The organism is Francisella sciaenopsi (assembly GCF_045862875.1).
GTDB classification, from domain to species: Bacteria; Pseudomonadota; Gammaproteobacteria; order Francisellales; family Francisellaceae; genus Francisella; species Francisella sciaenopsi.
In genome coordinates this window covers 166,775-178,307 of sequence record NZ_BTHG01000001.1, presented here as the reverse complement: position 1 = coordinate 178,307, position 11,533 = coordinate 166,775, and the positions used below count along the sequence as shown (strand labels likewise).

Here is an 11,533-nt window from a genome sequence, read left to right as displayed (position 1 = left end):
TTATTTCTCCATAAATGTTACATTTGCTCTTATATTAATATCTTGAGATACAGTTACTGGATTATAGCTACCTGTATCAGTTTCATTATAAGCTGCTGATTTCATTAGCATAACCGTATTTCTAGGTTTATAGCCATCTACATCAATATATTGTACTGACTGAATCGTATAGTTGCTATTAGTTTGTTTATTAAAATTAGCAAGGTAATCCTTTGTATCTTTAAAAAGTTGTATCATAAGCTGCTGTTTTGCAGCTTCTATTTCTTTAGCGGGAGGATTGTAATCTAATACTTTTACAGCTAATCTTTTTCCAGAAGATCTGTCTTGATTTTCAATTGCTTGTTGTAATTTATTTAAATCACCTTGAGATATTCTAGATTGAAGCTGTATAGTAATATTTATAGCGCCACTATTGCTAGTGTTTTGCTCAATATTTTTGACTTTCCAGTCAGATTTTACAATGTTGTTAATACTGTCTGTAATTTGATTTTCTATACTATTTTGCTTATCTAATGTGGTTGTTGCATAACCAGTTACTTCAACAAGGATACTATCACTTTTTATGGTGGTCTCAGCCTGAGTTGTATATTTAATAGTATTATACTCTGCACAATCATCTGATGCTGCTACAGCAAGAGATACAGAACCAATAAATCCAATTAAACAAAATGGAACTAACTTTTTCATATACACACCCTTTAAGAAATACTTATATGAATCTAGTTTAGCAGATATTGAGATATTAAGCAGGCTCAAACCTAGCAATTATTGCTAAGAGTTATATTATATCATGAAGAATATCATCTAATGATTCTAAGATTTGCTCTTTCATTTCATTTTCAAATGGGAAATCATCAGATGTTAGCTGAGATTTTACAAAGCTTTCTAAAAGTAGATGCTGAGCGCTTTCTAAAGTCAGTCCTCTTGACTGTAGATAGAAAAGAGCATCTTTATCAAGCTCCCCTATTGTTGCACCATGAGTACATACTACATCATCAGAGAAGATTTCCAATTCTGGTTTTGTATTAATTTCAGCTTTATTGCTTAACTGAATATTTTTATTGTTCTGAAAAGCTTGAATTTGCTCTATGCCTTTATTAACTACTGCTTTTGCATTAAACCATGCTTTAGAACTTCCATTAGCAACACCTCGAAAATTTACATTACTATATGTATGAGATGCATTATGGTTAACTAAAAAACATGCATTAGCAATAGCATTATCACTGATTAAATATAATCCTCTAATATCAAATCTAGCATGTGGTTTATTTAGATTTACTACGAAGTCATTTCTAAGTAGTGCATCTTTATTCAACAAGTTAAATCCATTAAATTCTGCAGCACGATCTAAATTGATCAAATAATTAGCAGTAGTAATTAACTGAGTATTATTTGGATTATCAGCATTATTAGTGAAGTTCACTTTGGCAGATTCTGCAATATTAATATCTAAAAACAAGTTAATGGCAGAATTTTCAGTAAGACTTACAAAGTCAATATCTAAATCTAGATTTGCGAACATATCGACATCTAACTTCAATGAGATATTAGTTAGCTTATTTTTAGCCATATCTGTATTAATAAATATAAGGCTAAGAGAGTCTTTAGTATCCTTAGGTATATTTATTGCAAAGTGCTTAGAATTTTCGATAGCTAATCTAGACATAGTTCTATCATCTCTACGTAGCTCTAGAGCACTAATATGATTCAACTTTTTGTTATAGTCGATAGCCAAAACACCATCTAGTATTATTACAACATTTTCTTGAGTATCAAATTTAAAGCCTTCTAAATAATCTTTAGATTTTGGTGAATCTTTAAGCATTTCAGATATACAGCTTTTGCTATAAATAGTAGCTAAGTTTGTATATTTCCAGCTTTCTTGTTTAGTAGTTGGTAGCGATTTATTATCTATTAACATTTTAATCAACCTTTAGCTATTTAACCAAGAATAACCTTTTTCTTCTAGCTCAAGAGCAAGCTCTTTGCCACCAGTTTTGACAATTTTACCATCAGCTAAAACATGAACAAAATCAGGTTGTATATGGTCTAAAAGTCTTTGATAATGCGTAATAACTAAGAAGCTCCTATCTGGAGATCTCATAGTGTTTGCGCCTTGAGATACTACCTGAAGAGCATCAATATCTAGTCCAGAATCAGTCTCATCTAATATAGCAAGCTTTGGCTCAAGCATCATTAGTTGTAACATTTCATTACGTTTTTTCTCTCCACCTGAGAAGCCCTCATTAACTCCACGCGACATATATTTTTGATCTATCTTTAAGACTTGCATATTTGCTTTTAGCTTTTTCATAAAATCTATAGCGTTGATTTCTTCTTCGCCATTTTGCTTTCTGATGCTATTTACAGCTGTCTTTAAAAATTGAACATTACTAACACCAGGAATCTCAATAGGATACTGTAAGCTAAGAAAAATACCAGCAGCGGCTCTTTCAGAAATAGATAGATCGCCTAAATCTTTACCGTTAAATGTTATTGATCCTTGAGTAATCTCATAGCCATCTTTACCAGCTAAAACATTGCTTAGTGTACTTTTACCAGCTCCATTAGGTCCCATAATTGCATGGACTTCACCTTTGTTAACTTTTAGATTTAAGCCTTTTAGAATCTGTTTCTTTTGTTCGCCAACACTTACATGTAAATCTTTAATTTCTAATAACATTTTATTAACCTTTTAACTTATATAATTCTAAAGTTTAACCAACAGCACCTTCTAAACTAACTTCCATTAGTTTTTGAGCTTCAACTGCAAACTCAAGTGGTAACTTTTTAAATACTTCTTTACAAAAACCATTAACAATCATAGCTATTGCATCTTCTTCCGAAAGACCTCTTTGCTTACAATAGAAAAGCTGATCATCAGAGATTTTTGAAGTTGTAGCTTCATGTTCGATTTGAGATGAATTGCTCTTATTTTCTATGTACGGGTATGTATGTGCACCACAATTATGCCCTATGAGTAATGAGTCGCATTGAGAAAAGTTTCTAGCATTAGAGGCATTAGGCGATATTCTCACAAGTCCTCTATAGGCCTGAGAAGCTTTACCTGCAGAAATACCTTTTGAGATAATCGTACTTTTAGTATTTTTACCAAGATGAATCATTTTTGTACCAGTGTCAGCTTGTTGAGCATGACGAGTCAAAGCTACAGAGTAGAATTCACCAATTGAGTTATCTCCGCGTAATATTACTGAAGGGTATTTCCATGTAATCGCAGATCCTGTCTCAACTTGTGTCCAAGAGATTTTTGCATTTTTATGACAAATGCCTCTCTTAGTAACAAAGTTGTATATACCACCCTTGCCTTCTTTATCTCCTGGATACCAATTTTGTACTGTAGAATACTTAATCTCTGCCCCATCTAAAGCAACTAGTTCAACCACTGCTGCATGTAGTTGATTTTCATCACGCATTGGTGCAGTACATCCTTCTAAATAGCTAACATAACTTCCTTCATCTGCGACAATCAATGTTCTTTCAAATTGTCCAGTATTCATCGCATTTATTCTAAAATATGTTGATAATTCCATTGGACAAGTTACACTCTTAGGAATATATACAAATGAACCATCACTAAATACTGCAGAGTTAAGTGCTGCATAAAAGTTGTCACCCTGTGGTACTACAGAGCCTAAATACTTTTGAACTAGTTCTGGATACTTTTGTACAGCTTCTGATATAGGACAGAAAATAACTCCAGCTTCAGCTAATTTTTCCTTGAATGTTGTCACTACTGACACTGAATCAAATACTGCATCAACAGCAATATTTTTAACACCAGCAAGCATTTCTTGCTCATGCAAAGGAATACCAAGTTTGTTATATGTCTCTATAATCTCAGGGTCGACTTCATCTAAGCTTTTAGGATGATCTTTTAACGATTTTGGTGAAGAATAATAACTTATTGCTTGGAAATCAATTGGAGGATAATTTAAATCAGCCCACTCTGGAGATTTCATTTCTAGCCATTTTTTATATGCTTTTAGACGCCATTCTAATAGAAACACAGGTTCATTTTTTCTTGCAGATATCAAGCGGATTACATCTTCACTAAGACCTGCATCAATAGTCTCAGCTTCTATTTCAGTTACAAAACCATGCTCATAATCTTGTTCAATGATTTTATCTAAATTTTCGCTCATACTTTAATTTCTGCCCTTATTGTTGACAATATCATAAATTGATGTTTTTGAAAGTAGATCTAGAAATTGACTATTTAAAACTCTCCAATAACTACTTACCATACAACTTCCTAAACTACATTTTTTATGTAAATCACAACATTCTGTGAGATTTACATTTTTCTCAACTGCTTTAACCACATCTAAAACAGTAATATTTTGTGGCTCATCAACTAGTGTATAGCCACCTTCGATACCACGTTTAGATACAACAATATTAGATATCGAAAGCTGATTTAATAGTTTTCTAACTGTAGGAATATTCAATCCTGTAGTTTCTGCAATTTTTGCAGCACTATAAGGATTTAAGTTGTTTTCAGCAATTGTTACAACCACAAGTAACCCGTAGTCGAGTAATTTACTTATTTTAAGCATAATCAACTCTAATCTATACTAATTTAGTATCATATATTTGATATAATAATATTTATGAAACTCAATGTAAATTAAAAAATTGATTATTTTATAACCTTAGACTAGTATTTGTAAGTAATTAATACCACAAATGTCATTATAACAATTAATCATGAGAATAGCTATTTTAGGTGCTGGACAATTAGGAATTTATTTAACCCAAAGATTAAGTCTAGACCATCAAGTTTCTATAATAGACTTAGATGAAGAAAAATTAGGATTTATTTCATCTGCTTTTGATGTTCAGACAATTATTGGGGACGTTACAAAGCCAAATATAATGATGGAAGCTAATTTCAAAGATACTGATATGATTATTGCTGTAACATCTAATGATACTACCAATATAGCAGTATGTGATATGGCTTATAAGTTATATAAAACACCATATAAAATAGCGCGAATTCGTGATACAGAATATAATAGATTTCCAAAATTACTCAATAATATAGACTTAGTTATCAAATCTTTTTTTGAAACTACAAAAAGATTAGAGCAATTAATTTTTCTATCTGGAGCTTATTTTATATCAACATTTTTTGATAAACGTGTGCAATTAGTTGGAGTTGAGGTTTCTCAAGATTCATCTCTTATTGGTTTATCTGTTAAAGACATATATCTAGGCTTAGGAGATATTAAAGTTGATATTATTTCAGCTCACAGAGGCGGAAATAAGTTGGATATTAATGATACCGATATTCTAGTTGAACCAGGTGATAGAGTTATGTACTTATCAGAAAAGGCATATTCATCTCAAATTCTATCAATATTCCAGCCTAAAAAAGCAAATATTAGAAAAATTTTTATTGCGGGAATTAATTATGCGAGTATAACTCTTGCAAAATCACTAGAAAATAAAGGTTATATTATAAAAATGATTGATCCAAATGCTGAAAAATGTGAGTTTGCCCTGAATGAGTTGTCAAAGTCTACAATTCTACATTATAATCCAGTGAATAATAATTTATTAGTTGCTGAAGGCATTGATGAAGCTGACATGTTTTTTGCGTTGACTAATTCAGATGAAATTAACATCATGTCATCTATTTTAGCCAAAAAGCTTGGTGCACGAAAAACAGTGGCAACAGTAAACAGTTCTGAATATTACGATATTACTAGAGACCTTAAGCTTATTGATATATCAATTTCACCTCATAATTTTTCATATACGACAATCAAAGCATTTTTGACCCAAGTTGATATGCTTAAAATGTATGAAGTTGAAGATAGTGAAGAAATGTTCGTTGAGTTAAAGGTTCATGGTCAAGAGAATATGTCTACAGTAATCGGCAAAAAAATAGCTGATCTAAAATTACCAAATGGCTTACAAATTTTAGCTATTATGAAGGATGACAATATTCCCAGATTCTTCACTGACAACTCGATTATAAGTGATGGAGATAGAATAATCATCAAAGTCGATAATAAAAATGCTCTACAAACACTCGAAAAACTTTTTCAAGTAATGCCTTTATACATTGCATAAATGATTGCTAAAATATGAGAAATTAGGTTATGATAAATCTATCATAAAATTTACTCATAAGTATAGCTCATGGTATCAAACTCAACAGGAAAAGAAAAAATTGGTTTAATTCTACTTATATTACTAATGACCGGAGCAATTGATAATATAAGGAATCTCCCTTCTACTGCCACATCCGGAACCTATATATTTTTCTTTTTTGCTGTTGCAGTTTTGTTGTTTCTCGCTCCTGTTGCTTTAGTATCTGCAGAAATGACTGCAACATATACAGCCAAAGGTGAAGAAGGTGTATATGGTTGGGTTAAAAAAGCTTTTGGACCTAATGTGGCGATGCTAGCAATTTGGTTTCAATGGATTAATACTTTAATATGGTTCCCAAGTATATTAACATTTATTGCAGGAACTATTGCATATCTATTTAATCCAGATTTTGCTCAAAATATTAAGTTTACTATTATTTTTATTACAGTGGTTTTTTGGTCTTTGACTATTCTAAACCTCAAAGGTTTACGTGTCTCTGCGATTTTTGCAAGTGCCTGTACATTTTTTGGTATGGTTGTGCCAATGCTACTAATGGTTATTTTCGCATTAATATGGTTACTGAATAGCTATACTATAAATATCCATTTTGAATTAGGTAATTTAATCCCTAGTTTCACATCTACTGAATCTTGGATGGGTCTGACAGCCATAATTGCATCTTTCTTAGGACTTGAATTAGCAACAGTTCACATAAGAAATGTAGCAAACCCTAAAAAAACATTTCCACTAGCGCTATTAATTTCAGTGATTTTTATAGTATTTACGATGGTATTAGGTGCTCTAGCAGTAGCGATTATATTCCCTCAATCTGAAATAGATGTTGTGCATGGAACAATTAAGACTTTTAAAGTTTATCTAGAAAGCCTAGGTATACCTATGTTTTTCTACTATATTCTAGGACTAATGATCTTCATAGGTTCTATAGGATCTATGATCAATTGGATGATTTCACCTGCTCGAGGTCTATTACAGGCTGCCGATGATCACTTTTTACCCGATGCTTTAGATAAAACAAATAAGCATGATGTGCCAAGTGGAATTCTCATATTGCAAGCAATCATTATGACTATAATATGTCTTTTATTAGAGCTTGTACCATCAGTTCAGGCTTACTATTGGCTTCTTACTGCTTTAAGTACCCAAATTTACTCTTTGATGTATTTAATGATGTTCTTTGCAGCACTCAAACTAAAGCTTACAAATAAAGAATCTACTCGTAACAATGAGGATTTCAATATACCTGGTGGTAAGTTTGGTATGGTTTTTGTTTGTATTTTGGGTATTGTGGGAACAATCTCTTGTGTAATAGTTGGTTTTATTCCACCTGATAATTTATATGAAAATCCTTTTGAATTTATTCAAATGTTATCAATATGTTTTGTATTATCAATCCTTCCTGTAGTATTATTCATGATTTATAGAAAGGTTAAACTTAAAAATATCTAATGCTTGAATCATTAATTCTCTTTATATTCCTAATTATTGGTTATTACATTTTTAATTTCTCAGAATCATTAAAAGTTATAAAACTTATAAACTTATCATTAGACTTCATTGTAATTTCTATAATTTTTTTGCTAGGCTACAACTTCAGTATATTTACTAATACAAATACTATAGTTCTAGAAGTTATAGGTATAAGTTTGATATATATTACAATTATTACAGTTGCTAACATATTGGGAATTTTTATTTTTTGCAAAAAAGATCCTAATATAAAAACTAAATTTATATCTGATAATATAAGTGAAGCTAAAGAAAATCTATTTATTACAATTCTCAAAGCAAGTAAGTACTTAATATATCTGATAATAGGTTATATATTAGGTGAAATTATTAATATAAATATTACTTCATTTATAAATGACATTGTTTTTGTAATGTTATTACTTCTTATGCTAATTATCGGTGGTTTATTAAGGTTTGAAAATATATCTCTTATAGATCTCTTTAAAAATAAATTAGCTATGTCTGTGGTTGTTATAGTGATTGCAACGTCGATAATTTCAGCTGTTTTGATCAGCTATATCATTAATATACCAGTCAAGCAAAGCATCATGATTAGCTCAGGCTTAGGCTGGTATTCTTTATCAGTAGTCTTAAATACAGATTTTATTGGTGAATATTATGGAATGATAACATTTATGGTTGATTTCTTACGAGAAATACTAGTAATCGTGATGGTACCATTACTAAAACGATATTTTTCTGTAGAGATGGTCGGATATGCCGCAAATACTGCTATGGATTTTTGTTTACCAATTCTTAGAAATAATTATGGTAATAAAATAGTTCCATTAGCTATAACTATTGGCCTAACAATGACTATTACAACTCCTATTCTTCTTGTGTTAGAAAATTTAATCCTATAACTATTCAGTAAATAAAGCCAATAATAAATATTGGTTTTAGATATTATGAATGGAACTAAATGAAATATAAGAAATTTATTTGCTACGGAATTTGATACGACCTTTAGTCAAGTCATAAGGAGTTATTTCAACTACTACCTTATCGCCAGTTAGTATACGAATATAATTTTTTCTCATCTTGCCTGAAATATGAGCTGTTACAACATGTCCATTCTCAAGCTCTACTCTAAACATTGTGTTTGGAAGAGCTTCTAAAACAACACCTTCCATTTCTATACAATCTTCTTTTGCCATATTGGCCTCATCTCCGGTTAAATTAGTTTTTAATAATTACATAAAACAGCATCTATTTTAAAAGGAATTAATTAAAAACTCAAATCTTTTGAAAAAATACTTATTAAAAGGTTATAATTCATTATCAAAATCCTAATTTTTAAGTATTCTCGTAGTGGAAAAGTACTTTTTCTTTGAGTTAGTAATCTTCGTGGTAGCTATTTTGGGTGGTAGCATTGGAGCTGTTATAGGTTTAGGTGGAGCATTAGTAATAACTCCTTTACTATCAACAGTATTAGATGTCCCTCTTCATTATGCTATTGGAGCATCTCTAGTAGCAATAATCTGTACATCAACAGCAACATCTCTTGTTTCATTAAAATCTCACGGATTAACTAAAGAAAAATTAGGATTATTTTTGGCATTAGCTACTGCTATAGGAGCTATATTTGGAGCTAAACTAGCTCTATTACTAAAATCACAAGCATTATTTCTGATATTTGGTGGAATATTGTTTGTAGTTGCAGTTTTAAGTTTTATAAAAAAGAAACAAAATAACAATATTCAAGAATCTACCAAAGTATCAGTTATTGCCGAAAAACTTCAGCTTAATGATTCAATTACTGTAGATAAAGTAAAACAACAATATAATGTCAAACACCCTATTCTTGGCTTTATATTTATGTCTAGTGCTGGATTTATCGGAGGTTTACTTGGCATTGGTGCTGGTATTTTTAAAGTAATAGCGATGGATAAGGTTATGAAGATACCCTTTAAGGTAAGTGCATCTACTAGTAATTTTATTATGGGTATTACGGCATTTGCAGCGACTTCAACTTATTATTTCGCAGGGTATATAGATAGCTCGATAACTGCCCCTGTTGCTTTAGGTACTTTATTAGGTGCTACTATAGGCTCTAAAATTATGCCACATATTTCAACAAGAATTTTGAGGCTTACATTTTTTATAGTTTTATTTATTTCAGCATTACAAATGATAATTAAAGGATTAATATGATCAAAGATAATGTCATATATCGTGTTATAAAGTTAAATTTATCATTAGCTGTTTTTATAATATGCTTAGGTGCTGTAGATGCTATTTTTGGAAGTCGTGATATTGCAAAAAACATTGTTAATATTGGGATCTTTTTAATAATAATAACACCAGTGCTAAGGATTCTTTTAGAGTTTATCTTTTTTATAAAGGCAAAAAACTACACTTACATGCTGATATGTTTATTATTATTCCTAATAATAACCGTTAGTATAGTCTGTTAGATAGTATATTTATTCTAAAAATGTTAATATTTTGTCTATTGTGATAATTGTGCTCATAAGGGCTGAAAACTTATTGAAATATGTTTACTAGTTTATCAGATAAATTACAATCTTCATTTAAGAAGATAAAGGGACAAACTTCTCTTACAGAAGAAAATATACAGTCAGCTTTACGTGACATTAGAGTATCTCTACTAGAGGCGGATGTTGCGTTACCTGTTGTCAAAAAGTTTATAGAAAATATAAAGCAAAAAGCAATAGGTGAAGAAGTCAAGAAAAGTCTTACACCAGATCAAACATTTATTTCATTCGTAAAAAAAGAAATAGAAAAAGCATTAGGTGAAGAAGCTGTACCTATTAACTTAAAAACACAACCTCCTGCTGTGATACTTATGGCAGGTTTACAAGGTGCTGGTAAAACAACATCAACAGCTAAACTTGCTAAATATCTAAAAGAGCAACATAAGAAAAAAGTAATGGTAGTCAGTGCCGATATCTATCGCCCTGCTGCTATTGATCAATTAAGAACTCTTGCAAATAGTTTAAACATAGAATTTTTTGAATCTGATACATCTCAAAAGCCTGACTATATTGTTACAGAAGCTATTAAGACGGCAAAAACAAAACTAATAGATGTTTTGATTATCGATACTGCAGGTAGATTGCATATTGATAGTAATATGATGGATGAAATCAAACAAATCCATAAAATTGCAAATCCAATAGAAACATTCTTCACTGTAGATAGTATGACAGGTCAAGATGCTGCTATTACTGCTAAAGCATTTAATGATGCTTTAGAATTGACAGGTGTGATTCTTACAAAAACTGATGGTGATGCTAGAGGTGGTGCAGCTCTTTCGATTAGAGAAATTACGGGTAAACCGATTAAATTCTTAGGTACTGGAGAAAAAACAGACGCATTAGAACCATTTCATCCTGATAGAGTAGCCTCTAAAATACTAGGAATGGGTGATGTTCTAAGCTTAATCGAAAGTATTGAACAAAAAACAGAGAAAAAGTCTGCTGAAAAATTAACTAAGAAACTTAAAAGTGGTAAAAGTTTTGATTTAGACGATTTCAAAAGTCAAATCCAGCAAATGAAAAATATGGGTGGTGTTGGCTCTATCATGTCTAAACTACCAAATATGCCTGCAAATCTACCAGGCAATGTTGGTGATGATATGTTTAAAAAAATCGAAGCTATGATAGACTCAATGACTCCGCTTGAGCGTAAGAAACCCGAGTTGATCAAACATAGTAGAAAACAAAGAATTATAAAAGGATCGGGAACTTCCATACAAGATCTTAACAAACTCCTACAACAACATACACAAATGAAAAAAATGATGAAAAGTGTAGTTGGTAAAAAAGGGGGCATGGCTAACATGATGAAACGTTTATCAGCTATGCAAGGTATGGGTAATATGTCGGGTCTTTTTGGTAATAAAAAATAAGAA

At 31.0% G+C, this 11,533-nt stretch carries 12 protein-coding genes; 6 read left to right on the top strand and 6 right to left on the bottom strand.

Features of this window, described 5'->3' with window-relative positions; all coding sequences use genetic code 11:
• The 5 genes from ACKTR7_RS00885 to ACKTR7_RS00865 all read right to left on the bottom strand — a co-directional run bounded on the left by ACKTR7_RS00885 (position 1) and on the right by ACKTR7_RS00865 (position 4,580).
• Positions 1-687 (bottom strand): hypothetical protein, encoded by a 687-nt coding sequence (locus tag ACKTR7_RS00885; protein WP_407876595.1) that lies wholly within the window; start codon positions 685-687, stop codon positions 1-3.
• Between the two features lie 91 nt (positions 688-778).
• The gene (sufD, locus tag ACKTR7_RS00880) at positions 779-1,924 is read right to left on the bottom strand and encodes a Fe-S cluster assembly protein SufD (protein ID WP_407876594.1); all 1,146 of its coding nucleotides are present in this window, start codon (positions 1,922-1,924) and stop codon (positions 779-781) included.
• 12 nt (positions 1,925-1,936) lie between these two features.
• Positions 1,937-2,686: a Fe-S cluster assembly ATPase SufC gene (gene sufC / locus ACKTR7_RS00875; RefSeq protein WP_044526184.1), complete on the bottom strand. Its 750-nt coding sequence runs from the start codon at positions 2,684-2,686 to the stop codon at positions 1,937-1,939.
• 34 nt (positions 2,687-2,720) lie between these two features.
• Positions 2,721-4,166 (bottom strand): Fe-S cluster assembly protein SufB, encoded by a 1,446-nt coding sequence (gene sufB / locus ACKTR7_RS00870; RefSeq protein WP_407876593.1) that lies wholly within the window; start codon positions 4,164-4,166, stop codon positions 2,721-2,723.
• Positions 4,167-4,169: 3 nt separating this feature from the next.
• Positions 4,170-4,580 carry an SUF system Fe-S cluster assembly regulator gene (locus tag ACKTR7_RS00865; RefSeq protein ID WP_407876592.1) on the bottom strand — a complete coding sequence of 137 codons (411 nt, stop codon included), beginning with the start codon at positions 4,578-4,580 and terminating at the stop codon, positions 4,170-4,172.
• Positions 4,581-4,731: 151 nt separating this feature from the next.
• Between ACKTR7_RS00865 and trkA the strand changes: the two genes are divergently transcribed.
• The 3 genes from trkA (at position 4,732) to ACKTR7_RS00850 (ending at position 8,519) form a co-directional block, all read left to right on the top strand.
• Positions 4,732-6,105, top strand: coding sequence for a Trk system potassium transporter TrkA (trkA, locus tag ACKTR7_RS00860; RefSeq protein WP_407876591.1), 1,374 nt, complete (start codon positions 4,732-4,734; stop codon positions 6,103-6,105).
• Between the two features lie 69 nt (positions 6,106-6,174).
• A complete protein-coding gene (locus ACKTR7_RS00855) occupies positions 6,175-7,593 on the top strand; it encodes an APC family permease (protein WP_407876590.1) in 1,419 nt (472 codons plus the stop codon).
• On the top strand, positions 7,593-8,519 hold the full coding sequence (locus ACKTR7_RS00850; RefSeq protein ID WP_407876589.1) for a lysine exporter LysO family protein: 927 nt from the start codon (positions 7,593-7,595) through the stop codon (positions 8,517-8,519). The genes ACKTR7_RS00855 and ACKTR7_RS00850 overlap by 1 nt, the downstream gene beginning before the upstream one ends.
• Positions 8,520-8,594: 75 nt before the next feature.
• On the opposite strand, the gene infA is transcribed toward ACKTR7_RS00850, so the two are convergent.
• Positions 8,595-8,813, bottom strand: coding sequence for a translation initiation factor IF-1 (gene infA, locus ACKTR7_RS00845; protein ID WP_004287780.1), 219 nt, complete (start codon positions 8,811-8,813; stop codon positions 8,595-8,597).
• Between the two features lie 154 nt (positions 8,814-8,967).
• Here infA and ACKTR7_RS00840 point away from each other — a divergent pair, with 154 nt between their 5' ends.
• The 3 genes from ACKTR7_RS00840 (at position 8,968) to ffh (ending at position 11,530) form a co-directional block, all read left to right on the top strand.
• Entirely contained in the window at positions 8,968-9,810 is an 843-nt protein-coding gene (locus tag ACKTR7_RS00840; protein WP_407876588.1) for a sulfite exporter TauE/SafE family protein, read from the top strand.
• Complete coding sequence (locus ACKTR7_RS00835) at positions 9,807-10,073, top strand: DUF1634 domain-containing protein (protein ID WP_407876587.1); 267 nt, start codon at positions 9,807-9,809, stop codon at positions 10,071-10,073. The genes ACKTR7_RS00840 and ACKTR7_RS00835 overlap by 4 nt, the downstream gene beginning before the upstream one ends.
• A gap of 80 nt (positions 10,074-10,153) precedes the next feature.
• A complete protein-coding gene (gene ffh, locus ACKTR7_RS00830; protein ID WP_407876586.1) occupies positions 10,154-11,530 on the top strand; it encodes a signal recognition particle protein in 1,377 nt (458 codons plus the stop codon).
• Positions 11,531-11,533 lie beyond the last annotated feature (3 nt).

Coding starts and splice junctions, on each gene's coding strand:
- ACKTR7_RS00835 (WP_407876587.1), top strand. CDS start 9,807: ATGATCAAAGATAATGTCATATATCGTGTTATAAAGTTAAATTTATCA.
- ACKTR7_RS00865 (WP_407876592.1), bottom strand. CDS start 4,580: ATGCTTAAAATAAGTAAATTACTCGACTACGGGTTACTTGTGGTTGTA.
- infA (WP_004287780.1), bottom strand. CDS start 8,813: ATGGCAAAAGAAGATTGTATAGAAATGGAAGGTGTTGTTTTAGAAGCT.
- ACKTR7_RS00885 (WP_407876595.1), bottom strand. CDS start 687: ATGAAAAAGTTAGTTCCATTTTGTTTAATTGGATTTATTGGTTCTGTA.
- ACKTR7_RS00855 (WP_407876590.1), top strand. CDS start 6,175: ATGGTATCAAACTCAACAGGAAAAGAAAAAATTGGTTTAATTCTACTT.
- sufB (WP_407876593.1), bottom strand. CDS start 4,166: ATGAGCGAAAATTTAGATAAAATCATTGAACAAGATTATGAGCATGGT.
- trkA (WP_407876591.1), top strand. CDS start 4,732: ATGAGAATAGCTATTTTAGGTGCTGGACAATTAGGAATTTATTTAACC.
- ffh (WP_407876586.1), top strand. CDS start 10,154: ATGTTTACTAGTTTATCAGATAAATTACAATCTTCATTTAAGAAGATA.
- sufC (WP_044526184.1), bottom strand. CDS start 2,686: ATGTTATTAGAAATTAAAGATTTACATGTAAGTGTTGGCGAACAAAAG.
- ACKTR7_RS00850 (WP_407876589.1), top strand. CDS start 7,593: ATGCTTGAATCATTAATTCTCTTTATATTCCTAATTATTGGTTATTAC.
- sufD (WP_407876594.1), bottom strand. CDS start 1,924: ATGTTAATAGATAATAAATCGCTACCAACTACTAAACAAGAAAGCTGG.